The 25,773-nt window shown below is 43.0% G+C and carries 23 protein-coding genes and 2 pseudogenes; 12 read left to right on the top strand and 13 right to left on the bottom strand.

Features of this window, described 5'->3' with window-relative positions:
* Positions 1-154: 154 nt before the first annotated feature.
* From AC3CHU_RS21110 to AC3CHU_RS21120, 3 genes are all read right to left on the bottom strand, one after another.
* Positions 155-1,525: a YjiH family protein gene (locus tag AC3CHU_RS21110; RefSeq protein WP_237288701.1), complete on the bottom strand. Its 1,371-nt coding sequence runs from the start codon at positions 1,523-1,525 to the stop codon at positions 155-157.
* Between the two features lie 229 nt (positions 1,526-1,754).
* Complete coding sequence (locus AC3CHU_RS21115) at positions 1,755-2,429, bottom strand: YoaK family protein (protein ID WP_004731845.1); 675 nt, start codon at positions 2,427-2,429, stop codon at positions 1,755-1,757.
* 150 nt (positions 2,430-2,579) lie between these two features.
* Positions 2,580-3,062, bottom strand: coding sequence for a GFA family protein (locus AC3CHU_RS21120; RefSeq protein WP_017077401.1), 483 nt, complete (start codon positions 3,060-3,062; stop codon positions 2,580-2,582).
* Positions 3,063-3,094: 32 nt separating this feature from the next.
* Between AC3CHU_RS21120 and AC3CHU_RS21125 the strand changes: the two genes are divergently transcribed.
* The 3 genes from AC3CHU_RS21125 (at position 3,095) to shyA (ending at position 5,697) form a co-directional block, all read left to right on the top strand.
* A complete protein-coding gene (locus AC3CHU_RS21125; protein ID WP_488525599.1) occupies positions 3,095-3,748 on the top strand; it encodes a hypothetical protein in 654 nt (217 codons plus the stop codon).
* A gap of 125 nt (positions 3,749-3,873) precedes the next feature.
* A complete protein-coding gene (locus AC3CHU_RS21130; protein WP_009845720.1) occupies positions 3,874-4,173 on the top strand; it encodes an isoamylase early set domain-containing protein in 300 nt (99 codons plus the stop codon).
* Positions 4,174-4,404: 231 nt separating this feature from the next.
* Entirely contained in the window at positions 4,405-5,697 is a 1,293-nt protein-coding gene (gene shyA, locus AC3CHU_RS21135) for a peptidoglycan DD-endopeptidase ShyA (RefSeq protein ID WP_054545752.1), read from the top strand.
* 121 nt (positions 5,698-5,818) lie between these two features.
* On the opposite strand, the gene AC3CHU_RS21140 is transcribed toward shyA, so the two are convergent.
* Positions 5,819-7,657, bottom strand: coding sequence for a putative bifunctional diguanylate cyclase/phosphodiesterase (locus AC3CHU_RS21140; RefSeq protein WP_171328342.1), 1,839 nt, complete (start codon positions 7,655-7,657; stop codon positions 5,819-5,821).
* A gap of 131 nt (positions 7,658-7,788) precedes the next feature.
* On the bottom strand, positions 7,789-8,685 hold the full coding sequence (locus AC3CHU_RS21145; RefSeq protein ID WP_004731832.1) for a LysR family transcriptional regulator: 897 nt from the start codon (positions 8,683-8,685) through the stop codon (positions 7,789-7,791).
* Between the two features lie 108 nt (positions 8,686-8,793).
* Between AC3CHU_RS21145 and AC3CHU_RS21150 the strand changes: the two genes are divergently transcribed.
* The 3 genes from AC3CHU_RS21150 (at position 8,794) to AC3CHU_RS21160 (ending at position 10,856) form a co-directional block, all read left to right on the top strand.
* A complete protein-coding gene (locus tag AC3CHU_RS21150) occupies positions 8,794-9,999 on the top strand; it encodes a multidrug effflux MFS transporter (protein WP_488525600.1) in 1,206 nt (401 codons plus the stop codon).
* Positions 10,000-10,145: 146 nt separating this feature from the next.
* Positions 10,146-10,496: a hypothetical protein gene (locus tag AC3CHU_RS21155; RefSeq protein WP_004731829.1), complete on the top strand. Its 351-nt coding sequence runs from the start codon at positions 10,146-10,148 to the stop codon at positions 10,494-10,496.
* Positions 10,497-10,721: 225 nt separating this feature from the next.
* Positions 10,722-10,856: a hypothetical protein gene (locus AC3CHU_RS21160; RefSeq protein ID WP_004731825.1), complete on the top strand. Its 135-nt coding sequence runs from the start codon at positions 10,722-10,724 to the stop codon at positions 10,854-10,856.
* A gap of 157 nt (positions 10,857-11,013) precedes the next feature.
* Here AC3CHU_RS21160 and AC3CHU_RS21165 read toward each other — a convergent pair whose 3' ends face one another.
* The 3 genes from AC3CHU_RS21165 to AC3CHU_RS21175 all read right to left on the bottom strand — a co-directional run bounded on the left by AC3CHU_RS21165 (position 11,014) and on the right by AC3CHU_RS21175 (position 13,742).
* Complete coding sequence (locus AC3CHU_RS21165; protein WP_004731823.1) at positions 11,014-11,631, bottom strand: glutaredoxin domain-containing protein; 618 nt, start codon at positions 11,629-11,631, stop codon at positions 11,014-11,016.
* 68 nt (positions 11,632-11,699) lie between these two features.
* Positions 11,700-12,590: a DMT family transporter gene (locus tag AC3CHU_RS21170; RefSeq protein ID WP_017089881.1), complete on the bottom strand. Its 891-nt coding sequence runs from the start codon at positions 12,588-12,590 to the stop codon at positions 11,700-11,702.
* 153 nt (positions 12,591-12,743) lie between these two features.
* Positions 12,744-13,742 (bottom strand): porin, encoded by a 999-nt coding sequence (locus AC3CHU_RS21175; protein WP_171311613.1) that lies wholly within the window; start codon positions 13,740-13,742, stop codon positions 12,744-12,746.
* A gap of 376 nt (positions 13,743-14,118) precedes the next feature.
* Between AC3CHU_RS21175 and AC3CHU_RS21180 the strand changes: the two genes are divergently transcribed.
* The gene (locus AC3CHU_RS21180; protein WP_488525601.1) at positions 14,119-15,132 is read left to right on the top strand and encodes a succinylglutamate desuccinylase/aspartoacylase family protein; all 1,014 of its coding nucleotides are present in this window, start codon (positions 14,119-14,121) and stop codon (positions 15,130-15,132) included.
* A 261-nt stretch (positions 15,133-15,393) separates the two neighbouring features.
* Here AC3CHU_RS21180 and AC3CHU_RS21185 read toward each other — a convergent pair whose 3' ends face one another.
* The 4 genes from AC3CHU_RS21185 to AC3CHU_RS21200 all read right to left on the bottom strand — a co-directional run bounded on the left by AC3CHU_RS21185 (position 15,394) and on the right by AC3CHU_RS21200 (position 20,013).
* Entirely contained in the window at positions 15,394-16,113 is a 720-nt protein-coding gene (locus AC3CHU_RS21185; RefSeq protein ID WP_488525602.1) for a DsbA family protein, read from the bottom strand.
* Positions 16,114-16,201: 88 nt separating this feature from the next.
* Positions 16,202-16,774: a protein disulfide oxidoreductase gene (locus tag AC3CHU_RS21190; RefSeq protein WP_488525603.1), complete on the bottom strand. Its 573-nt coding sequence runs from the start codon at positions 16,772-16,774 to the stop codon at positions 16,202-16,204.
* A gap of 3 nt (positions 16,775-16,777) precedes the next feature.
* Complete coding sequence (locus AC3CHU_RS21195; protein ID WP_488526321.1) at positions 16,778-18,841, bottom strand: protein-disulfide reductase DsbD family protein; 2,064 nt, start codon at positions 18,839-18,841, stop codon at positions 16,778-16,780.
* A 923-nt stretch (positions 18,842-19,764) separates the two neighbouring features.
* Positions 19,765-20,013 carry a hypothetical protein gene (locus AC3CHU_RS21200; RefSeq protein ID WP_004731805.1) on the bottom strand — a complete coding sequence of 83 codons (249 nt, stop codon included), beginning with the start codon at positions 20,011-20,013 and terminating at the stop codon, positions 19,765-19,767.
* Between the two features lie 252 nt (positions 20,014-20,265).
* On the opposite strand from AC3CHU_RS21200, the gene AC3CHU_RS21205 reads away from it, so the two are divergent.
* Both AC3CHU_RS21205 and AC3CHU_RS21210 read left to right on the top strand, forming a co-directional pair.
* Entirely contained in the window at positions 20,266-21,870 is a 1,605-nt protein-coding gene (locus AC3CHU_RS21205; RefSeq protein WP_065207019.1) for a mechanosensitive ion channel family protein, read from the top strand.
* A gap of 234 nt (positions 21,871-22,104) precedes the next feature.
* Positions 22,105-22,938, top strand: coding sequence for a RecX family transcriptional regulator (locus AC3CHU_RS21210; RefSeq protein ID WP_054545743.1), 834 nt, complete (start codon positions 22,105-22,107; stop codon positions 22,936-22,938).
* A gap of 40 nt (positions 22,939-22,978) precedes the next feature.
* Here the strand turns inward: AC3CHU_RS21210 and AC3CHU_RS21215 are convergent.
* Positions 22,979-23,738: pseudogene (locus AC3CHU_RS21215) on the bottom strand (response regulator transcription factor).
* Positions 23,739-23,993: 255 nt separating this feature from the next.
* Here AC3CHU_RS21215 and AC3CHU_RS21220 point away from each other — a divergent pair.
* From AC3CHU_RS21220 to AC3CHU_RS21230, 3 genes and pseudogenes are all read left to right on the top strand, one after another.
* A pseudogene (locus AC3CHU_RS21220) lies at positions 23,994-24,071 on the top strand (DUF3187 family protein); the annotation flags it as partial.
* Between the two features lie 156 nt (positions 24,072-24,227).
* Positions 24,228-25,262 (top strand): porin, encoded by a 1,035-nt coding sequence (locus tag AC3CHU_RS21225; RefSeq protein WP_171311624.1) that lies wholly within the window; start codon positions 24,228-24,230, stop codon positions 25,260-25,262.
* Between the two features lie 173 nt (positions 25,263-25,435).
* Positions 25,436-25,747, top strand: a complete 312-nt coding sequence (locus AC3CHU_RS21230) for a hypothetical protein (protein WP_029222415.1) — start codon at positions 25,436-25,438, stop codon at positions 25,745-25,747.
* Positions 25,748-25,773 lie beyond the last annotated feature (26 nt).

Here is a 25,773-nt window from a genome sequence, read left to right on the forward strand (position 1 = left end):
AATGATATGCCAATTTTATATCTTGGCTGTATTTTTGATGGGTAGGTGAATGTATTTTGAGCGGGTAGGGAATGTCTTTACTGGCAATAAAAAGCCCCACAAAGTGAGGCTTTATAAAATAGTTCTTAATTACGCTATATCAGTAGGGTCTAATTTAGAATATTAGATGTGCTACACCAGCGATAACCGGAAGTGTAATTAACGTACGCAGAATAAAGATAATAAACAGCTCGAGGATGTTCACTGGAATCTTACTGCCTAGAAGCAGAGCGCCTACTTCAGACATGTAGATCAGCTGAGTTACCGACATTGCTGCAATAACAAAGCGAGTCATCTCGTTGTCGATAGAAGCCGCAAGGATTGCCGGGATGAACATGTCTGCAAAACCAACCACGATGGTTTCAGATGCTGCAACCGCTTCAGGAACACCAAGTAGCTCTAGGAATGGAATGAAAGGTTGACCTAGGAATGAGAATACCGATGTGTATTCCGCAATAACCAGTGCCATCGTACCAAGGCCCATAACAACAGGCAGTACACCAAATACCATATCTACGGCGTTACGGATGCCTTCAGCAAATACTGACTTAGCTGACTTAACTTGTGATGCTTTGTTTACTGCTAGCTCAAGACCCCAAGAGAATGTTGAGTGACCTGCAGGAATCGCGTCAGCGTCTTTGTGAGGCTTGCTGCCATCAATGAAGGTGTCTTTCTTCATGCTTAGTGGCGGAAGGCGAGGGATGATTACCGCAGCCACAATACCCGCTAGACAGATTGCTGCGTAGAAAGGTAGGAATAGGTGCTCTAGCTCTACTTGAGCAATAACCACAAGGCTGAACGTGATAGAGACTGCAGAGAAAGTCGTACCAACTACAGCGGCTTCACGCTGGGTGTAGAATTTCTTCTCGTATTGTTTGCTTGTAAGCAGGATACCGACACTGCCGTCACCTAACCAAGAAGCCATACAATCGATAGCACTACGACCAGGCAGGTTGAAGATTGGGCGCATTACTTTACTTAGTAAGGTGCCAAACAATTCTAGCAAACCAAAGTTAAGCAGTAGTGGCAGTAACAAACCAGCAAAGATAAACACTGAAAATAGAGTCGGCAATAGGCCTTCTAGCACGAGACCGCCGGTGTTTTCTTCCCAAATAAATTCAGGGCCGACTTGGAAGAAAGCCATGAATGCTGCAGCACCACCGATAAGACGAACCAACAACCACAGTGGAGATGGGTTGAAAAGGCCGCTTAAAAATGAGTTCGATGTAATGAATGCAGGTTTGAAAATGGTGCTTAAAACTGAAGCTACAGACATGAAGGCAACGATTGCAGTGATAATAGCAACTAGAGACTCACCGAAAACCGCTTGAATTGATTTGGCTAGAATAGCGACAGGGATCGTTAGATCACCTTGGTAGCTGATTGGCGCCATGAAAAGGAATAAACCAATCAGAGATGGGATTAAGAAAACCCAGAAACTGCCTTTAGATTTCTCTGGTTGAGCAGTATTCGTGTTGTTAGACATGTTAATTGTTCTCGTATTTCTACATGTAAAAAAGCCACATCCTTGGCGTTTTTATTCTCTAAACATCCGTATTTTCTCACTGGCTGCAAGATTACCCAGTATTGATAGTGCTTGCAATACTATTCATCAAATATCGCTAACTATTCACACTGGTTATTCTGCAACTCATTAAGAGTTTAGAATAAAGTGTTGCGGATGTTACGTAATTTGAGGATATATTGCCAGATATTTATAAATTGACTGGCGTTTCAGTTCGATAGGTCAGGTAGAGCCAGTAGCTAAATGCGATAATGAAGGCGAAAGAGGCAGGGAAAGCCAGCGCCAAAATTTCAAAGCGCTGGAACAGACAAGCTCCGCTTAAACCACCAAACAGAAAGCCAACCACAATGAACATCAGTAGTTTGGCTTTACGACGGTCAAAAGGCATCCCCTTTAAGCGAGCACCAATCATGATCCCAAGATCCGTGATGATCCCGCTCATGTGCGTTGTTCGAATGATCGCACCGCTGTAAGTCGTTATCATCGCGTTCTGCAAACCACAGGCTGCTGAAGCGAAGTATTGGCCTGAAGTGTAGCCCTGTAACAGTGCCCAAAGTGCTAAAAATAGCAACCCCCCTTCAATGCACAGAGCAACGCCGTAACGACGCCCTAACTTCAGTGCTTGGTTCTCAATAAAGAATCCGCTGAAGGCTGCACCTAACATAAAGCTCATGATAATCAGTAAAAGATGTAAAGAAGCCGAAGTTGGTGTGAGCAGGCTACTGCCTAATAAAGACATGGTGCCTGAAATGTGGGAGATCGCTTGATGCTGAAAGCCGAGTAAGCCAATCGCATTAACACTGCCAGCAAGGCCTGCGAGCAACAAAGCGCCGTATTCAACCCAGCGAGGTAGCTTAGAAATCATGTGGTTCACCCTGGGTTAAAAAGAGGAGCAGATTATAACGCTAGCGAAAAGATACGCTAGCGCTGTGGTGCGTTGATATTTGATCTTAGGCAACAGTATTGCAGTTTGTTCTAATGCCGTTGCTTTATCGAGATAAAGGTCAGTAACAGGCTAGTTGTAGTGACTCATTTGATGGTCAAATTTGACCCAGCCGTGTTTACGTTCTTCGTAGACTGAAAAGCTCGGTAGCGGAAAGTCTTGCTCTTTAAATAATCCGAGCGGGACGATATAAAAATCGGCAGCAGCAACAGATTGTAAGAGCATGGTGGTGCCACACTTAGGGCAAAACTGATAGGTCACTTCACTGCCCGTATCACTGATGCGTGAGAAAGAAGTGACTTCTCCGTTTAATGTGACTTGTTCTATTGGGAATCGAGCCTGAACACCAAACACACTTCCGGTGCGTTTCTGACATTCATAGCAATGGCACACAGAGGTGCGTTGAGGCTCGCCTCTGCATACTAGGTTGACTGCTCCACAGCGGCATTCGCAACTTCTGATATTTCTATCTTTAATATGATTGATATCCATCCATGCTCCACTTCTGGTTAACCCTGTATTGATAATTATACTAAAGCCCTTTATGGTCTGCACAACTGGATGAAAACAAAAGAATATAATTGCTCATGAAAAAGAAAATCTTACCTATACCTCTGATTTTACTGATTCCAATTGTCATGCTGGTTGTGGTGATACTGGCGGGTATTTATCGCTTTAGCTTAAGTGACGAAGAGATCTTGGCGAAGTTTCCTTCTTCTCAAGTCAGTTATGACCCTGTTGTTGAAACCGTTTTTGATTTGAAGACGACCAACCCATGGACAATTAAAGTACCCGAAACCAACGCGTACGCTTTTATTAATGAAGTCGATGAACCTAGAACTATAGCCTTTGGACGCTATGACTCGGGTGTTGAGCGTGGTGTGGTAACGGTAGACACCAACAACCTTTCAGCCGTCACGTTGGGCAAGGCGAGTTTCTTTGTCGCGCCGATGTGGGTATCTAACCAAGGCAGTGGCGTGTTCTATTATCTTGGCTTGTTTAAACATGACCAGCAGCGAAGCCGTGTCGTGCTAGTCGACCAGCTTTTTCTAGGCGATAGAGTGCAAATTCAGACTTTAGAGGTCGCTCAGCAGCAAGATTTACAATCCGCTAGCACACAAACAGGGGAAGGTTTTATCGGCTTTACTCAGCATTCTGCGGAACAATCATTTGCAGAATCCCCTTCTGAAAAGGTGTTAATGAGCTTTTCTTTTGATACGCAATCAATTGGTAAGCAATAACGTTTTCGTTAATGCAAGGATCTGTTGTTTATGTGAGCTAAATTACATATTATCTTAATTAGATGAATGAAATTTAGACACTCCTATGCTTGGTGTCTGCTTATTTTTACAAATGGAGCTTGCGAATGATTAATAAACGTTTTTTTAAGACGAAAGATGAAGTTGAAGTGACCTTCGAGCTAGAAGCTCAAGAAGCGAACTCTGTATCCATCGTTGCTGACTTTCTTGATTGGAAAGCCACCCCAATGAAAAAACTGGCCAAAGGGAAGGTTTACAAATTTAAAACTCGCCTACCTAAAGATGGCGAGTTTCAATTCCGCTATCTAGTTGATGACCAACAATGGGTGAACGATGCGAATGCTGATCGTTATATCCCGAATGAGTTTGGTGAAGACAATTGCTTGGTATCGACGGTTAACGCTTAATCGAGATGAAGTAGCGTGAATCAATAGAAAGCAGAAACTAGCCGTTTCTGCTTTTTTATTTTTTTATTTGGCGGTTAATATTATTAATCGTGTAGCGAGTTTTCACTTACGGTAACTCAATGACTTAGTCCAAATTGGGCAGATTCACATCATATTATGACAATGCAATGATGATTTATGCGTTTGAAAAGCATATCCTATGCCTTTATATCGTAGAAAGACCTGTTTACCGTGTATTCAAAAATATTTTCTTCTCCGTTTGCTGAGCTTTCACCTGTAAAAAAAGTAGCTATTTTAGGACTGCCACTTATTGCAGCGTTTGGTATTGCTTTGCAATCTTCAGAATCGGATCTGACGAAAACGATCGATCTTGATTTACCTGACTCAACCGTTATTGAGTCAATCCTATCACCTTCTTCTGTCGCGATTATCGAACCGCCGACGTTTGAGTATCAAATTCAAACGGGCGATAACTTGAGTAGCATCTTCACTCAACTTGGATTTTCTTATAAATCGATGATGAGCGTGATGGAAACCGATTTAAACTTCCTTGCCCTAGACACACTTCGTCCTGGTAACACATTACGTTTTTGGCGTGATGAGGCGACGGGCAATCTTTCCAAAATGGAAATTCAATTTAGTGTTGCGGATAAAGCAGTTTACCGACGACTTGAAGATGGCAGCTATGAATTTGAAGATATTTCTATTCCTGGTGAATGGAAGCAAAAGCCTTTAGTGGGTGATATTCACGGCAGTTTCTCTATGTCGGCGAACAAGGTTGGCCTGAATAGTCTTGAGATTGACCATATTGTGACGCTTCTTAAAGATAAGCTGAACTTTAGCCGCGACCTGCGTGCTGGCGATCAGTTTGAAGTGCTTCAGAAAGCGCAATTTGTTGATGGTGTCGCAACCGGAAAGCGTGAAATCGAAGCGATTAAGATCATGAATCGTAATCGTGTTGTTTCTGCGTACTTACACACTGATGGGCAATATTACGATGCCAATGGCGATAGCTTACAACGTGCTTTCCAACGTTACCCTGTGAGCAGTGGATGGCGTCAGAGTTCTCAGTTTAATCCTAAGCGCTTACACCCTGTGACAGGCCGAGTCTCACCTCACAACGGTACAGATTTCGCGACGCCAATTGGTACGCCAGTTCAAGCGACGGGTGATGGTAAAGTGATCATGACCCGTAAACACCCATACGCCGGTAATTACGTGGTTATTCAGCACGGTAGCACTTACAAAACGCGTTATCTCCATTTGAGTAAGATCTTAGTTCGTAAAGGACAAACGGTATCTCGTGGTCAGCGTATTGGCTTGTCAGGTAAAACTGGCCGAGTGACGGGGGCACACTTGCATTATGAGTTAATCGAACGTGGTCGTCCTGTGAATGCGATGACAGCGAATATTCCGATGGCTGATTCAGTGCCTAAAAAGGAAAAAGAGACGTTCGTAGCGTCAAGAGATGAAGCTGATAAGCTGTTAAAGGTAGCTTTAGAAGCACAATCTAACAACAGTTAATAGATTTCTCTAAATTAGGCCGATTAATCAAGCCGCGAGAGCTTTTCTAAATACTTCAGTATTTAGTCATGCTTCGCGGCTTTTTAGATTTTGGTCTGGCTACTGCTTTATATTTTAATTTTTATGGGCTTTGAATGAGCGCTTCAGAATGAGTCACTAAACTCACGATAGCTTCAGGTCGCATAGGAGGCGAGTATAGGTATCCTTGGATCTTGTCGCACCCCATATCGTGAAGTTTCTCTAGCTGTTCACGCTTTTCCACACCCTCTGCGACAAGTGATACGTTGAGTCGATGAGCAAGCTGGATGATCAACCAAACAACGCTCTCTGATGTCGAATTGGTGAGTAAATTTTGAATGAAAATTGCATCAATTTTAATGCAGTCAATCGGGTAGCTGTGAATGTAATTCAAGCTAGAGTAACCGGTGCCGAAATCGTCTAGCGCAATCGTAAAGCCTTGTTCTCGCAAAAAGTTGAGTGCGTCTTTAGTGTCTTGAGTTGGAGATAGCAATACTGTTTCGGTCAGCTCAATAACAAACTCATCAGCCTTAAAGTGATGCTGTTCAATGGTCCGAGTGAGGTAGGAAATGTAACGCTTAGAGTCGGTAAGCTCATGGGCGGAACAGTTTATTCCGAGCTTAACCTTGTATCCTAAGCCTTGTTCTAATGTCGTTTTAGCTCGGCATACTAGTTCGATAATGCGTTCACCCAGCTCGACAATTAGTCCGGATTCTTCTGCTACCTGTATAAACTCAACTGGGGATATGTCGCCGTGCTTTTCTGTTTTCCAACGAGTGAGTACTTCGAAATACTTCCAACGTTTGTCTTGTTGACCAACAATCGGCTGAGCCACAACATACATTCCGCTATTCAGCGAGATAGAGTTGTCAAGTTCATTTCTCAAGGCCGCAATTAACTCGGTCTTCCTCTGATATCGAGATCTTAAGTGGGTGTCATAGCACTTGATATGGGTACCCGAATATTGCTTACATTCTTTCAACGCCAAGCTGGTGTTGAAGATGATTTGCTCTACGTCTTTGCTATCTCCGGTTGATCCTGCGATGCCTATGCTGATATCAAAATCGATCCTAAGATCAATACTGTTATACCCCTGTTTTACTTTGGCGACGATTTGTTCACAAATTGCGGTTGGGTCGGCGTAATAGGTGATGAAGGCGAACTCATTTCCTGCCGTTCTAAAGGTGAGGTTATTTTCTGGGAGTGTTCGTCTCAAAATCTCAGCCAGATGTTGCAGTACTTTGTCTCCGATATAGTTGCCGTGAAGATCGTTAATCGCTTTAAAACTATTAATGTCCAGTATTGCTAACGTAAACGGTGTTGAGTTTTGCTGAGTGATTGATTCTAGCGTATCAGATAAGCAACTGCGGTTAAGTAGACCTGTTAAGCTATCGTGTGAGACTTCATAGCTGAGTTGATTGACCAGTTGCTCGGAGCGATCGTTGAACCACATCTCACGCAGGGTGTGGATGATGATATCCGAAAAAAGTTGATGATGTTTAATCGCTTCTTGTTGCTGAGCATTACTCAGTGGGGAAGTAAACGTAGAAAAAAGTACCCCCATGACTTCACCGCTTTGAGTCCGTGTAGGAATCGCAATGGAATTCTGTGAGGTAATCTCTTGCCGAAAGGCAGATGTAGGTAGTGATTTGACAACGTATTGAGCAAATGAGCAATCAGGGTGGTTTTGATTGACGGCTTGCTGATAGATTTGCCCATGACGAGGGTTGATTCTGTCATGCAAGACGTGATCAGAATGAGCAATAACTAAAGGAACAATTTGGTCTGGAAAGTACTTTTTCTCAATGATAGTGGTGTACTTAGTATCGAACATTTGGTGCAGGGTAAGTACTGCTGATTCCAAAAGGTCGATACCTTCCAACTTGAGCAAGCGCCCTATACGCTCAGTGTCTATCATATTGTTGTACGTTTGTTGAGTCATAGCTACCATCCCTAGTTAACCAGATCCAGCGTGTAAGCCTGTGTGTTTAGTTTGTACGCATCTATTTTTATATGCGCTTAGTTTATTATTGGCCGCGTTGTATCATTTTTCAAATAAAGTTGAGACTTATTTCACAAAATCTGGTTATTTCGCTCTTTATCTAGCCTATCTTTCAAATGGTCCAAAAATAACTTGGTTCGCGTATGTGAGTAATCAAGCTTAGGGTAGTATGCGTAAACCATCACTTCGTCGGCGGTAATATTTGGCAATACTGGAACTAATGTCCCTTGTTTAAGATCCTCTTTGATCATTGCTTTGATGGTTAACAGCACACCCATTCCTCGTTTCGCCGCGTGAAACAAAGCCTCAGGGTTGGTGGTCGCAAAGTTGCCGTTCAAAGTGATGCGCTGCCCTTTGGTGAGTGTGACTTCACGGGTAGGGCGCTCTCCCCATATTAAGGAGTTGTGTTGTTCTAAGTCTTGCTCGTTGGTGGGATAACCATGTTTGGCAAGATAACTCGGCGCAGCATAGAAACTGGCCTTGTGTTCAAACAGCGGTGTTTTCTTGAAGCTTAATGAGTTGAGCTGTTCCAGTTCACGACTGATCACGAGATCCAAGCCAAGTTCAGGCAATTGGCCTGGCGTGGTCGTGATCAGCTGCACCTTAATATCTGGGTATTTTTCTAAGAAGTCGTCCATGTATTGCACGAGAAATTTAGAGCCAACAGCAATCGTCGCGCCAATCTTTAAGAGGCCTGCCGGGGTTTGGTTAACCGAGCGAGTCTCATCAATAATTGACTGCCAATTGTCGAGTTGATCCTTGGCCCGTAAGTAAAAGAGTGCACCCGCTTCGGTTTGGTTAATTGAACGAGTGGTGCGTTTTAAAAGTTGAGTACCGATACGCTCTTCGAGCCAGTTTACTCTTTTGCTGATCGCCGAGCTGGTGGTGTTAAGTTTGCGAGCGGCGCCATTGAAACTGCCTTCTTCTACCACTCTAACGTAGCTTTTTACGTTGAGAATCCAATCCATATTATTTCCTGCTAGGACTTAATTAAATTCCAATTTGGTTAATTATCAATTACTGGTTTTGAATATAAACTTATATCATGAACAAATATCAAACGAATAGGGAATTTTTTGAGCCAATCGACCTTTAAAAAAACGCCGTTACTTTTAGCAATGATGATTATTGCTACGGGGCAGGTGGGTGTGAGCATCTACTTGCCATCATTGCCGTTAATTGCTTCTGATTTAAGTGTGACTCAGGTAGATGTACAGCTGCTCGTCACGCTGTTTCTTGTGGGTTTTGGCCTGTCTCAGCTATTTTACGGGCCGATGTCTGATGCAGTGGGAAGAAGACCTATCTTTTTGTTAGGTCAGGGTGTTTATTTGATTGGTACTGTCGTTTGTGTTGTTTTTTCTGACAACATGACGGCGCTAGAGGTTGGTCGCTTGTTGCAAGGTTTAGGGGCGGGTAGCGCCTCGGTTCTCGGACGAAGTGTGCTTCGCGACAGCTATGATGGCCCTCAACTGACTAAAGCGTTGTCTTATATTTCGATCACCGCTTCGATCATGCCGATCATTGCGCCCGTATTTGGTGGTTGGATTTCATTCCACCTAGGTTGGCAGGCGGTGTTCCTGTTTGTTCTACTGTATCTACTGGCAATATTCACTCTGGGTTACTTTGTGTTGCCTGAGACTTTGCCATATGGAAAGAGTCGCTTTGATGCCTGCCAAGTGGTGAAGAACTACGGACGCTTGATGACTAACCGCCAAGTGTTGACCAGTGCCAGTTATAACTGGATGAGCTACATGGCAAGTTTGGTATCTTTATCGCTGTTTCCATTCTTAATGCAAGAGCAGTTAGGGCTGACCGCTGCTGAATATGGCTCATTGATGATTGTCCCTTCGGCAGGCTTACTGATAGGTAGTGTGGCTTTGAACTTGCTCAATCGTAGGTTTAGCACTCCGCAATTGATGAGCATAGCTATCTTGATTATCTTGGCGTCGGGAACTTGGCTTCTTACTCATGAGTTATCCATCTTTAACTTAGTTTGGGCGTTTACTTGGTTGGCGATAGCGCAAGGTATCTCGTTCCCTCTATCGATCAGTATGTTGTTAGAACCTCATAAGAAGCAAGCGGGCGCAGTGTCGGCATTGTCAGGCTCAATTCAGATGTGCTTGGCGGGCTTGTTAGGAGGATATTTGGTGGAAAGTTGGGTGAAAACTCACCTACAACTTGGCGTGTTCTATCTGATTATTGGTGCTTGCATGGGCACAGTACTTTGGTCTTCAACCAAAATGAATAAGAAAGTCGCAGCTACCGAAGTAGAATACAGTTAAACAGCTGAAGTAGAGTACAGTTAAACAGTTGAAGTAGAGTACAGTTAAACAATTAGCTCGCTATAGTTCAGCGTACAGTCGTTAATACGTTGTATTTGTATGGATGGTTTTCTACAATACCTGCGTCCATTTAATAGGTAATAAACATGCAGCAAAATGAATTTGAAGTACTGGTAAAAGCTATCTGCGCACTAGATGGCCTGCCTCAAGCGCTTGAGCTATTGAAATCCAATGAGGATACAGAAGTCGCTGAGGCTGCTGGATCACTAACAGGTCAATTTGCGCTAGCTGAAGTAGAAGGCGAAAAGCGTATTTACCACGTGACGCTTCAAGAAAATGAACAAGGCGAAGAGCAAGAGTACATCGAACATGTCATGAATGAAGGCGATGACTTAATCAAATTTGCAGCTTGGTTCTTTGAAACTATGTTTGAGTTAAAGCAAAAAGACACATACCAAATTGCGGGTAAAACTTACAGACAGCCAAAGCGTAGCTAGTGTTATAACAGCTTCGTTTGAAAGGTATCTTTAGAACTAACGGTTTTTGGAACTCAGCCTTTTTCTAAAAGCAGCTTATTGAGCTGCTTTTTTATTGCGTTCTATTTATAAATTTACATGTAAATTCGGAATTTAATTACATAAAAGTGTGATGTAAGTCTTGTTTTTGGCCGCTTTAAGTGTAGAATCCGCGCATAAGAAAATCGATTATGTGCGGAGATAAGCATGAATTACGAACTAGGCCACGCATACCTTGGTCAAATGGTAGCAAAAAACATGATGCACGAAGCATTGTATGGCAAGCCAAAGCCAAAAAAAGCATCATTCTTTAAGCGAATGATGAAGAAAATGGCGAAATAAGCATTTTCAAAAACGGAATTTAAAAAGGCCTTAAACTCGATGAAGTTTAAGGCCTTTTTCGTTTTAGCGATTAATGAAGGTCATCGCTCGTTTTGTTGTGGATGGACACAAAAAAACACTGATTAATTCCCGATCGGATTTGTAACTCTGTGTGAGTTTAGCCTGCCGATTGGTTGGACAGGTCGACAACGTTATTTGGAATGGTATCTAAACCATTTTCTTTCATCCACGCTTCTAAGTTGTCTGCTCCACCGATGTATTTACCATCGAGCCAGATCTGAGGAACGGTTACTGGTGTTTTCTCACCAATGTGCGCTTTGACCTCTGGAATCATGCGATACAAAGCTGCGCTGTCTTTCACAACATCGTGGTATTGGTATTCAACACCCGCTTCATCAAGCATTTTCTTTGCCTTAACACAGAATGGACAGGTCGCTTTACCATAAACGATGTTGCCTTTTAGGCTGTCGCGTTTGGTCCACTCTTTGATCACGGATTGAACTAACACACCGCGGTTAAGCGCTTCGCCTTGGCTTACAACCTTGCCTTCAACAACAAGGATTGGAGCATGCCAAGAGCCCAGTTTTAGAGGCTCCCACCAGTGAGACAACCAATCTTTCACTTCCAGTTCGACATCGACATCTGATAATTCATTCTCAAAAGTATCCTTAAGAATGTCTTTGGTAAGGGTACATTCCCCACATGGGATATTAACTTTAAATGGACCCCAGCTGCCTGCCCAACGGTATAGTGTAATCTTGACTGGTTTCTTCATGGTTACGGCCTCGTTTGAATTCTCTTATCCATATAGAACGGACAGTTGAACTATTTATTTCACTAACCCTAAACTTTCTTCAGTTTTGACGGCTTTTTCGTTTCCCAGTGCGTTATAAATGCGACTGACGCAATAATAATAGCAGCCCCGAGCCATAAACGACCCGGTGGAACCCAGCTAAATACAATCCAACCTGCTAGGACATTTAGCGGTAATTTTGCGTGGTCAAATGGTTGTACGAATGAAGCATCAGCGACTGAGTAGGCTTTTACAATTGCCCATTGAGCGAGTGCCGTCATAACACCGATGACAATTAAGATAGCCCAAATCGTACCGCCGCTTGGAGTCTGCCAATCTGGCGCAGCAAGTAGGATGTTAAATGGCGTAATCAATAGTAAAAGGTAGACCACCATGGTAGAAGGGCTGTCTTGTGAAGAGAGCTTTTTCACCATTAGTGAGTAGCATGCCCAAAAGAAAGCGGCGCCAATCGGTAGTAGCGTTGCCCAATTAAAGTCCTCAGCCCACGGCTCTAGAATCACCATCGCACCCACGAAACCTGCTAAGGTCGCGCCCCAGCGAGCAGCTCCAACTTTCTCTTTGAGGAAAAGCCCTGAACCTATGGTTGCAAACAGTGGCGACGTCATGAGAAGGGCAATGCCTTGCCAAATAGGAACAGGGTAAGCCAGCGCCCATATCCAAAGTTGAATACCAATTACCGATAAAAACACACGGAATACATGCAACTTGAGGTTGTCGGTTTTTAGCGCGCGGCGAATGCCCAGCGTTTTCAGATAAGGAAGAATAGCGAACAACGCGATGGCGTATTGAATGACGGCAACGGTAGTAGAAGTAAGTCCGAAATGAATGCTAGCGATTTGAGTTAGGCTGTTAATGACGGCAAAGGCTAGGCCTGCGGTTAGCATCCAGCTAGCGCCTTGGATCGGATGGTGTTGTGACATGATGCTTCTAATTATTTGATGTGGTTCACCTATGATACGGATTTAGCACCACTTAACCAGAAAAAGCATTGATGAAGTTAGTCAGAATATTTGAATATGAAAAAGGTTGAGCTATTGCCCAACCTTTTAGTCTGTATCTAAAGCCGATTTAGATTAGAAGTCGTAGCGTAGACCTAGACGAAGAGAATCTTCGCTTTGTGTCTCTAGACCTGCAACTTGTACATCGTCTAGGTTGTTTAATTGGTAAGCAACGTAAGTACGGATAGACTTGTTGAACTTGTATGTACCCGTTAGCTCGAAGAAATCAGCTGTATCTACAGTGATGTTCTGTGTCGCGTCTTTTTCTTGTTTTTGGTACAAAGCAGCCAATTCAAATTGATCGGTTAGTTTGTACTTAGCCGCAACTTCTACACCAGAGAACTCAGTCTTAGATTTGTCGTCTAGGTCACCCATTGTGTAGGTGGCACCTAGGTATAGAGCATCCATTTTGTAGTTGATACCAGCAATTACAGCGGTTGCAGAGCCATTACCCGTACCATTGTCATTACCTGAGTAACCAAGACCAAAACCTAAGCCCATAGGCAATGTGTAGATACCAGAGATACCGTAACCGTCTGTATCTTTATCTTCGCCAGCGATTAAACTTGCCTTCAACGAAAGAGCATCAGCATCGTAAGCGTACACGAACGTGTTGTTAATCTGCTCGTTGCCCGCGTTAATGAAGGCTTTTTGATCACCTGAGTAGATAGTAACATCCGACATTTCTGAGATTTGAGCAGCGGCTGTATCTTGACGACCTACCGAAACAGCACCAAAGTTACCTTCAAGGCCAGCGTACATATAGCGTTGTTTAAAGTTATCAGTTTCATCGTTATCTGCTGAAGAATTTACGCCTTGTTCTGCTTCGTAGAAACCGAAACCAGATAGATCGCTAGTGATTTCAGTAGTGCCGCCAACATTTAAACGCACACGGCTTTTATTTTTCATGGTTCCGTCGATTTCTTTACCGCCTGACCCGATGAAATCACCACGGAATTCTGCACGACCACCAATCTTAAGCTCAGTACCATCAGAGCTGTAAACTGTTGCTGCTAGAGATGAACCTGAAACTAGTGCCGCTACCACTGCAGAAGCTAGAACTGCCTTTTTCATAATCACTTACCTTGTATTTTAAAATCCGTGAGCAATGTGCTCTCCGTTTCGATATGAAGCTAATTTAGAGCAGCTAAATTAAGCTTTCATTTCTATAAAATTACATTTTCGTGAAGGGGGAACTTTTTAAGTGTTGATTTTATTACACTTTTATTTCAATAGACTGAGTGGTTTGTGAATGGTTATATAACTTGTATGTTCTTGAGTGCATACTTTCACAGGCTTCTATTTAGGGGAAGTGATGATGAGATGAATGATTATTATGGGGAAGTCAGAGCTTGTTCATCTTATTAACTGTTTGTACTGATTAAGATATCCTCTATGATGCAAAAACTTAGAAGAGAATAGATTTTGCTCAACAAGATGGAGACGTTGGATGAAAACAGAGTACTTAGGCGATGTTTTACAAGGTAGGCAGGTTATTGGCTCCTTGAATGTTGAAGACCTACCCGTTGGAGAGCACCAGTTTTGGTTTCAAGTAACCAGTGATGGGCTAGGGCAACCCAAGAACATGCCGGTTTCTGTTTTCAAAGGCAGTCAAGCAGGTCCTAAGTTGATGATCACCGCTGGTATTCACGGTGATGAGCTCAACGGTGTGTTGGCTGCTCAGCAAATTATCAGAGACTTAGTCGGTAAAACTCTCAAAGGCACGGTAACGATAGTGCCTACTGTGAATTTGTCGGGTTTGCTTAACCACAACCGCGATTTTATCTCTTCGGATCCGGGCTCTTGCCCTGCCAACCTTAATCGACTATTTCCGGGTGATGCGAATGGCTTAGCGGCAGAGCGCTTTGTTGCGTCTTTGTGGGATCGCTTACTCAAACACAATGCGACATTCGCCGTTGACCTGCATACCCAAACTCGTGGCGCTGTCTACCCACTTTATGTTTTTGCTGACTACCGAATTGAACAATGCCTTGAAATGGCAAGGTTGATGACGCCAGATTGTGTTCTCAATGATCCTGGCGATCCGGGGATTCTCGAAACGGTTTGGAATCGAAGTGGAATTCCGAGCATTACGGTGGAAGTGGGGATGGGTAAGTTTACTCAGCCTGACATGATTCAACGAGCCGTGGACGGTGTTTTTAATATGCTGTCTTACTACGAGATGCTTAATGGTGAAGACCCGTTTGAGGCAAAGCAGCTGCCAAGTATGGACTGGATAGAAGGAAACAACGTCGTGTCTATCCGCGCCGATATTGGTGGCTTTGTGCTGCCTCAGGTCGAGCTTTTGCAAAGTGTCGAACAAGATGATCTGCTCGCCATCCAATATGATGCGTTCGGTAATGAATGTCGCCGCTACCACGCACCATCTTCTGGGCGTGTACTCAGCTATAACGTGGATGCATTAAGGGAACCGGGCGCGCTTGTTTGTCGCTTGCTGAGTTAAGCAAAAAAAAAGACCAAGCAAGGCTCGGTCAAAGGACAGTTGTCTTGAGTTAACACGTCTTTGACTCATCGACAGAACAGCTTTTAGCGTAGCGAGGGTAAATTAAGAATCCATTGCAAGATAGTGACATTTCGATTGCTTTTCTGTTTCAAAAATAATATTGAAAACATTATCTTAAGCTCATTAAAAAGCCGACGGCGAGTGACGCGAGTCGGCTTTTATTCACTTCTCTTTCGAGTCTTTATCTCTATCTACACTCGATTAAAAAGCGTCATCCACGATATCTTTAAGTCGGTCGTAAGGCACATATCCTGGTAAAACATTTCCGTTCATCATCATGGTTGGAGTGCCCGTTAAGCCGAGTGCACTGAACGTTTGGTGGTTAGTGGTTAGAACCTGGTTTTGTTCTTTAGTTGTTTTTAGTTCCGCCTCTGTTCCCGTCTTCTTGGCAACGGCTTCTAGTGAGCTTTTCGAGTGAATACCGCTTTTGGCCATCAGCAATCTATTAACTTCAGGGAATGCTTCTGGGTTATCTTTCCATACTTTCATCGCGTATAGCGCCGCGTTGGTGTCTAGCCCTGCAACTTGTTGTTGTTTAAACGATAAGTACACGTTGATCACTTTGATGTCGTTGTTTTCAGAAGCTAATTGAACCAAGCCCTTTTCCAAGCGTTTACAGTAAGGGCAGTTATAATCGGTAAAGTTAATGATGACCGATTTACCCTCTGGGTTGCCCGTAATTGGGTGAGCATCATTGTTATACAGCCAGTCGTGACTCTCTGCTTGAGCCTTCATCGCTTGCTCTTGTCCTGCGACATACTGCTCTAAGCTGGTATGTAAACCTGAGATCGTTGAAGGGTTGTCTTTTAGAAATTGGTTAATTTCTTCAAGTTGCTGAGTCTGTTCTTTGTTCAACTCGGCAAAAGCGCTGCTACTCATCAATGAGCTAATAATCAATGTGCTTATAAGATACTTTTTCATTTCTATTCTCTAATTTTGTGTAACCGCTAGAGGTTCGTCTTTAGCGATTTAAATCTATTAATAAGTGGCTTATCTTTTACCTGGTTTATTAGGAAAAGTAGGTTCTTAGCCAAAGCCCAATAGGGGAAGTAACGCCTGTTGCGATACTGCTTATTTTTCCATCTTTGATGATGACAATGCTTGGAGTGACGTTGACTCCCCAATCCCTACTGATCGATCCTGAAATATCGTTGATAGTAGGAAATTGATATTCTTTGGCATCCAAAAACCGCTGAACACGTTCGTCTGACCCAGATGACAAGGCGACTGACACTACTTGATGCGAGTCGCTGAAGCTATTAATGGTCGGACTCACTAATTTGCATGCACCACACCATGTTGCCCAAAAATAAACAATGACGGGCTTACCATTTTTGCTTAGCTCGATAACATCAATATCCTCACCTTGGAGTGATTGGCCAACGATTGAAATGGCGTCTCCCTGAGGCATATTCCTGCTGTGATAAAAGTCCATGGCAAATGACACCACGCCAACAATCAGTATCATTGAGACGAGTTCCTTTCCCCACTTCTTAAGACGACTTGGCTTTTTGGTTTCACCCTTTACAACAGCACTGTCTTCAGTCGTGCTAGATTTATCTTCATTGTTGGGAGTCTTCATCAATTATCTCGCAGCGTTGATGGCTTGAACGACAGTGTCACTGTCGAGAATGACAGGCAGTGGAATACCGCTTTTATAGCTTGGGCCGTAGACGATATTAAATGGCACACCAAATCGACCATTACTTTGTAGGTATTGAGTGACACTTTCACTTGGTGTTGTCCAATCGCCTTTCATCAAAACAATGTTTTCTTGCTGTAGGTGGCTGTAGACAGGGTCTTGGAGAACGACGCCGATCTTGTTGGCCTTACAGGTAATACACCAATCAGCGGTCACATCGACAAATACCGTTTTGCCTTGCTCAACCAATTGAGGGATTTGTTTTGCATCTAGCTTTTGCCAAGCGAGATCGTCAACAATCGGTGTCACCCAATTGTCTGCGGTCACACTGCCTACGATTAATGCAGCACCAAACACCAAGGTTGTGGTTGCGACGATAGGAATAAGTACCTTGCGACCCAACTTACGGCCAATCCAAATCAATACTGTAATCACGATAAACAGTGACAACAGGATCGTCGGGAATTTACCAATGAATGGGCTCATTAGGCTTGCTAACCATAGACTGGTAATGAACATCATTAAGCCAAATACCAGCTTAACTCTGAACATCCATGCCCCAGGTTTTGGAAGCAGTTTTGTAAGACTTGGGAACAGCGCGAAAATTAACCAAGGCGCACTCATACCTATACCTAAAGCAATGAATATCGCCCACAGTTCTTGGTAACTCGCCCCTAATGCGTAAGCCACAGCCGTACCTAAGAATGGCGCACTACAAGGAGTAGCAAGCAGTGTCGCGAACATGCCTTGAACAAAGTGACCGCTGTGGGAGTCATTACCTTTGGTGGCCATCCAAGTGTTCATGCTTGATGGTAATCTGAATTCAAATAGACCGAGCAAGTTAACCGAGAACAATAAAGTGATGATCAACATGAAACCAATGAACCAAACATTTTGGAATTGGATTCCCCAACCAATTGCGTTACCACCCATTTTTAGAACGGTCATGCCAAAGGCCAACAACGCGAAGGAGGTAATCACCCCCATAGCTGAAGCTAAGAATGAGATTCGGATGTGACGATTTGATGCGCCTTGGTTGTGAATGATGCTGTTTAACTTCATCCCTAATACTGGCAGTACACATGGCATGATATTGAGTATCAAACCACCAATGAGGGCAAAGCCAAGCATCACCCAAAAACCATTATTGCTCTCTTGGTATGCGATAGGCTTAGAACCAACCGGTGCAACCATTTCTTCCGCGAAGTTGGTATCAGAAACAGTGATACTCACAGTACGATCGGTTAAGTCGACTTCTCCAAGCCAGTTGCTGACGTCAAATACCGCGGTCATGGTATTGCCGGTGATATGGACGGTTGGTTGAGCAAAGAAGTCATCGATGACTTCTTGCCCGTCAATCAACACCATCGGCTTATCCCAGCCTTCGTTACTGGTTAGTTGAGTGACCAGTTGTTGCTTGCTTTTGTCCCAAAACAGACCGTTCACTGAAGTCCGGTTCGCTTCTCTTGGAGATTGGCTCATGCCTTGGTTGAACAAGAACATCGCTTCTTCATCGAACTTCAATTGCTGTGTGTCGATAGGGAGTTCGATGTCATAGTCAGTCAAAACACAAATATTGGTGCACGACGGGAACGAGAGAGAAGCCCTAAATACAGCGGGTTGCGTTTTGTCTTTCAACGTTAGGGTGACAGGAAAGCTTACGTGCTTTTTGTATCCCAGCGTCATTACGTCAAGTTGTTCGTAGTATTTAGGGATCGGCCAATGCCAATCTACAGACTCTATATTAGTTGAATCAGACCAATCCCAGCTTGGCGGAATGCCACCTTCACCTGGGCTGCGCCAATAGGTTTTCCAGTCACCGTCGAGTGTAACGTCCAATACAGTTTGAACGGTACCGCCTTTATCCGACTGTTCACCCGTCGACATCATTCGCATCTTAACTGGCGGATGCTCAGGCACGCTTATCCAGCCCGTGGTTTGAGCCAGGGCGGTAAATGACGTCATGACTAAGATTGCAGTGACGAAAGCTTTTGCGCATGTGCGCATGCAGAATGCCAACGAATCGGCAAACTTAGTTAGTAGTGTGTTGTACACAAATGTATCTCCAAAAAATAAATAAAAGGGTGGAATAGCCCGGTTATTTACTCTCTAAATATACAGTGCTTTAGGTGTAAGCGGTGTTTTGTAGGTCGAGCAGAGCGATGATTGTCTCTAGATAATCTCGAGATGTGAGGAGGTAAGTTAAATGCAACAGCAATAATAAGTACGAATGGTATCAGCCAGCCGGTTTTCGGGGCGGCAAAGGTCAGCATTTTCGAACTCAGGCTGCATGAACTTGAATTTGGTGTTGTCAGAGCTTTAGATGCTTCTGAACCAAAAACGCTGGCGTAAAGCTCAGACATTTTATCTAAAGATGCGATGACAGCATGTGGGTTGCTGGTTTCTGCGCCGACAAATATTGATTGTTCAACTAAGGAAGCTGAAGCCGTTACTTTATTTGCAGACAGCGTACTCGCCAGGCAAGTTATGATAACCAGTCCGGTAAGGAGAAGCGCCCAAAGCGATTGCTTTTGTTGGCGATTCTGTGTGGGTAAGAAAAGTAGCGATGTGTTCAGCAAATTAGTCGGTAATCAAATCTGTTAATAGTTAATAGCTAAAGCGAGCTCATTGAATTGTGGCTAGCTTAGATAAGTTCTCTTCGCGCCACAAGTCATAAAATTGTTAAAGTGAAACCATGTATAAACTAGAGAAACTATATAAACGCGGGAAACGGCATATACACGATAAAAGACGTATAAACATCAACTCACGCGAATACGACATTGGGCTCTGGTTAAAGTTCACAACAACTGGCAATTAGAACTAATTTATTCTGTATCGATTTGTTTATTCACGATGAGGAGATGCAAAAAGCCCAACAGATCTTATAGGAACTTATTGGGCTTAATCGTTGGTTCTATTGGAAAGGCTTAGTGAGTACGGCGAGGGCCATTACGTACCAAGTCTTTACCATTTTCGAAAACTTCTTTGGTGATCCAGCGAGCGAGCAGAACTTTGTGGCTACTGTTGAATACAGCAACGAAGTGACGACCATCTGAATTATTGGTTGCCATGCCTACACCTTCAACGCCTTCAAGACCCAAACCGCCAGCTTCCACTGAGATTAGGAACTTTTCTAGTTCTTCTAAGGATTCGATAATATCAAGTTCGTTGTTCATTTCTATGCTCTCTTGCTGTTAGCTAACATCGGATTTAAGGCGTTTTTGTGCATGTGCTTAAGTGACGATATTGGCTGTTGTTCTTTGTTGGTTGCGTACTCTACAGATCATAAGAGGGGATTGGAACTCTCAAATATTAGATACGTACTGATATTTTGCGAATTTTTAACACAACATACGTTTAAATACTTGTTATCCATATTCTTTTTACTACTATTTAAGGGGTCAATTTAGACATTCATAGGAATTAACATGATAAAGGTTTGGCGTTGTCTATTTTTAATGTTGGCGTTTGTTGCATCAGGGAGTTTTGCACAAAGTGTCGATAAAATAGCAGAAGTACAAGACCAGCTAATGCTGGACCTAACAACATTAGAAACAGCGCACGATGCTGAGAAGCCGTTTCTAGAAGATATATTAAGACGAAAGAACCAAGCACTACGTAAAGAGATTTCCTCCCAATTATCATCCGATAAGAAGGAAGGCTTAGACGCTGTTCTTGCCCAACAGGTAGATCTTTTACAACATTTATTGTCATTGAACGAAGTCAAAATTGTCTCTATGAGCAAAGACAACCGTTCGGCTGAGGGGGATTCAAAAAAGCGTCTTGAATTGTTGATTCAAAAACGTATCGGAATGATGGATGATTACTATCAGCAACTCTCTAAAACCTTAAGTTGGTCAAAAGATCGAGGCGTTGATGTATCGGCTGCGGAAAGCCAGTTAAAAACCGCATTGGTTTCTCGTTCTCAATATCTGACCAATGCGATCCTGTATACAGACACGCAGCGTCAAGATCTAGAGCGTCGCTTGTCTTTTGTTAGTGAAGACGAAAAGGCGACAATAAAAACTGAGTTAATACGTTTCAGCGAACGAACCAGTGTAATGGTTGCCAGCTTAGAGACAAGTATCTCTATGATGGCCCCGTTTGGTGTGGATGTCACTTCGTACAAGCGCATTCTATTAGCGACGACTGGGGACATTAACGCCGATGTGTTGGATGTCGATGTTGCACTGGATCTATTGGATAGCTGGCTTCGATCGTTCAGTTCATGGGCGTTTGACAACACGCCTTCATTTATCGTTAAACTCGCTCTGTTTCTTGGTATTTTATACGTAACTCGCCTTATTGCTAACGTGGCTCGTAAGACCGTTCGTAAGAGTGTCTCGCACTCTAAAATGGACTTTAGCGTATTGATGCAGGAGTTCTTCGTATCCATCGCATCTAAAGCGGTCGTGTTTATTGGTTTGCTTATCGCTCTGTCTCAAATTGGGATTGAGCTAGCGCCACTATTAACCGGTTTCGGTGTTGCGGGTGTCATTATTGGTTTCGCATTGCAAGACACACTATCTAACTTTGCGTCAGGTTTGATGATCTTGATCTATCGTCCTTATGATGTGGGCGACATGGTTAAAGTGGCCGGCGTTCAAGGCACAGTAAAAGACATGAGCTTAGTGTCGACGACCATTCAAACCATCGATAACCAACGCTTGGTGATCCCGAACAACAAAATTTGGGGTGACGTGATCAACAACATCACTGCAGAGCGTGTGAGACGTGTTGATATGGTCTTCGGCATTGGTTACTCAGATGATATCGATAAAGCGAAAGCGGTATTGAACGACATCATTCTTGCGCACCCTCTAGTACTGAAAAAACCGGAGCATATGATCAAGCTTCATACCTTGAATACGTCTTCTGTTGATTTTGTCGTCAGACCTTGGGTTAAGACCGATGACTATTGGGATGTGTATTGGGATGTGACGGAAACCGTGAAGAAACGCTTCGATGAAGAAGGTATCACGATCCCATTCCCTCAACGAGATGTGCATATTTACAATCACGAAGAGAGCTAAGCGAAAGAGCTAATACGAAAAGCGATTTCGAAAAGAGCTATTACGAAAAAAACTAATACGACAAAGCTAAGCGCAGCTTAGAGTCGACATTCTTAATGTGATATCAAATGGACGCTGAATAAGCGTCCATTTTTATTGGCTTCCGTTTATATTGAGCTTCATTCTTTTATGTCACTCAACCGCCTTAGAATTACGTTATGATGGGGTAGGCTTAGTTTGGACAGTTGAAAGCGAATGGATGATTCACAGCAAAAAACGAATAGTAGAAATACAACGGTAAGAAAAGCAACACGAATTGAAAGCGTCATGAACTCTGCGATGTGGCACCTAACCCAGAGAGATATGACGGAAAGCGAGTTGGTTGCGAAGCTCAAAGTGAAAACCGACAATCAAGAATGGATCGATGAAACTCTAGGGACACTGAAAGGCTTCGGGTATCTCAAGTCTGACCAAGTGTTTGCAGAACAATTCGTGGAACAAGCTTTTTCTGGTGAATTCGGTTCTCGATATATTGTCGAAAAATTGAAGAAGAAAGGCCTGACCGATTCAGTGATTTCTGATGCAATCCATAAAGTTTCCTTCGAAAAGTCTATTGATGAGCAAACCATCTTGATAGACCGTATCAACCATTACTATACAAGTTTTACCATGAGCCGTGAAAAGCTTGTCGCGACCCTACAAAAGCGTGGTTTTAGCTACCAGCAGGTGAAGGTAGCGATTGACCAGCACACGCAGTCGCATGAACTGAAAAGTAATATTCAAATTAAGGCAGAGAAAGCTGATTTGGAAAAAGAGGTGCTTAAATATGCTCGTAAAGGCAAAGGCTTGACTGCTATTCAGCAAGAGCTCAGACAGCGACAAATCGACACCAGCGAGTTGTCATCGTTGGTCGACCGATTAACTAATGAGGAGCAACTGGATTTCTATTCATCTTGTTTGGAACAGCTGCAGAAGAAATCATATGACCTCAACGATCACAAAGAGCGTTCAAAGGCGTACGCAATGTTAAGTCGAAAAGGCTTTTCGTCGGATGAAATCAAATTTGCTCTGAGTGAAGGCAACGAATAACAATCAATATTATGCGTAAAGAAGTGTGCATAGCCTTGCTTTAACGTGTCGTGTGTAGGTTTTCTGTAAGACCTAGGCCATTGCGTAAGGCGAATTGAATCAGGTCATTGTGGCTGTTTAAATCGAGCAATCCAAGCATTCTGTATTTATGCGATTCTATCGTTCGAGAGCTAAGGTGGAGCTGTTCTGCACACTCTTTTGCACTAAACCCTTGAGCAATGAGAGCCAAAACCTTGGTTTGTTTTTTTGGTGAGTAATAATAGCTTTTCACTATCATCTGCTAGCCGATTCTCATTTTGTTTTAGTGTCCTCGCTAGCGTTGAGTGCTGCCAATAACAGAGCCAAAGTTCACAGACTAACTTTAAGCGCTGGATGTCTTCGAGATTGAAGGTGGTATCGTTGTCGTGAAAGTTAGTGAAAGACAATGCTCCCCAGCGTTGGTTAAACAGCTGCAAAGGAATGATGCAGTGCCATCTTCCCCCTTCTTTATAGATCCTCTTTAACACATAGTTTTTGGTTGAAACGAGTTCGTCGCTGGTAAAAGTGAGATATGTTTCATTGGTTTTCAATAGCTTTAGGTAATCAAGGTAGTTACCGCCAACCAAACTTTTCTTATCGACAGGAGGTATGTTTGCTTTGGATACTGAACAAGTTTTCCCGTCTTCGAGTAAGACCATTGAATTCGGGTATAGCGTTAAACGATCAATCCCGAACCAATCGAGTACGTCAAAGCTTGCTTCTGACCACGTTGTTTGAAAGTTTTTAGGATCGCTATTAATAAGAGAGGTTGATTGTTTCATTAATAGCTGTTCAAAACTTAGGCTTAAAGCAGGCACGTTTTTCCTTTCTCGATATATTCATTAGGTCAATACTCAGAAGATATTCGTTCGAGTGGCTCAGTGCAAGATAAGATTCTTATATATATCATAGGTTCTATTTTTAAGTTTTTTATAACTCTTAGTTCTAGATTGTCGAATGATAAGCAGTACATTTACTGCATTAATTGAACGGTGTTTTTTATAGGTTCAGGATTTTAATTCTGCCTAACAAATCCCGTGATGATTGAGAACATCCGGAATATGGATAACAGCACGGATATCGGGTTTACGCTCGGCTTGCGATTCTCAATATAAAAGCCATATCAACATATCATTATGTAATTTAATTCACCAAAGCTATAAAATTTTCAGTAAATTTACGGTATATCAATAACGTATTTTTTTGAACAATAGCGCCACTCCAAAAGGCCGGACTAACAAGGCCGAATCAATATATAGGTAGTGGTTATCATGAAAAAGACATTAGTAGCACTTGCGATTGCGAGCATTTCAAGTTCAGCTTTCGCTGTAAGCACAAGCAGCCAAAACAGCCAAAACGAAGACATGTTTGCATTCGATTCAATGCACAAAGATCAATTCTCAGTATCAGGCTCTTTCGGTGTTGGTGGTTACTACGACACTGGCTCTAAAGCGTTCTACGATGACTGGGCAACGGGTCTTACTCTTGCCGTAAACTACCGTAACAACCGTATTGTTGGTTATTTCGAAACTGACTTGATGGTGAACTACACGACAGACAACAACGTATCTGCGAACGACGCAGCAACAGCTGGTTGGACAAACGGTATCGATACTGGTCCAGCAACAGACGTAGACAAAGCATGGTTAGGTTTCGATACTGGCTACGGTATTGCTTCATTCGGTTGGGAAAACGACACAGCACTAGACAAAGTGGATGGCGCTGGCGATAACACTTACGAGTTTGGCGCTTCTGCTGGTGATGCATCTGATGGCTTCAATGTTGTTAAATTCCAAGGCGCAACAAACGGTATCGCTTATGGTATTTCTTACTTTGAAACAGGTGACGATCATAATGATGCGGATAAAGGCATTAACGGTTACATCGGTTTAGAGCAAGAGGTATTCAACCTATACGCAGGTTATGAAGCTCGTGATGACGATGCTAATTACGAAGTTTACACAGTGACAGGTAACGTTAAGGTTGGTGCTCTTAAACTAGGTATGAACTCTTGGATTGAAGAGAGTGATTCTGCTAAGAATACGGGCTATTACGTTTCAGGTGGCTACACAGTTTCTGAAGACCTAACAATCGCAGCAGGTTACGCGTCTAGCAGCAATGAATTAGATGGTCAATCTGACGTAGATTCTTCTTACATCAATATCGCTGCAATGTACCGTATTGCTGACAACGCTGACATGGGTATTGATATCAAGCAAGACTTAGACGGTTACCGTGTGGGTAAAACTAGCGCGCAATACGACGAAGAAACACACGTATTCGCAGCAGCTTACTACTATTTCTAAGAACTTAAGAACTTAAGAACTTAAGAACTTCTAAGAAATTTGATGATAATGGTGTAATAGCTTGCCCGGTCTTTACACCATCTTCTCTTCTTTACGCAGTTTAAATATCCACAGTTCGACATGTGGTATGCCACTCAGGTGTTACGAGTGGAATTATTATTTGGAGAAATGTAATGGTTAAAAACATTACTGCTAAGGGTAGTATTTACGGAAATGATACCCTGTTTACGTGTAAACCGAATCGTAATGGATTATTTGAATTGGCGCGCAAACATGGAAGAGTAGCAGGTACTCGCCCGCAAGATCTCAAGAACAAGGTTTATGCTGAATCTCTTGATGAAGCTTGGAATCTACTCAAAACAGAGAAGTTTTATATTGTTTTGACGGGGCAAGTGTTTGGCATTCATCGAAAATCATTGCGAAGTGTTGATTCTGTTGATGTTGAGTTTAATTGTGAAACTCGCTCGATATGTGTCACGGCATAGATCCAACGCTGAATATAAAAAGGACG

The organism is Vibrio sp. QJM3NY_39, from assembly GCF_057785895.1.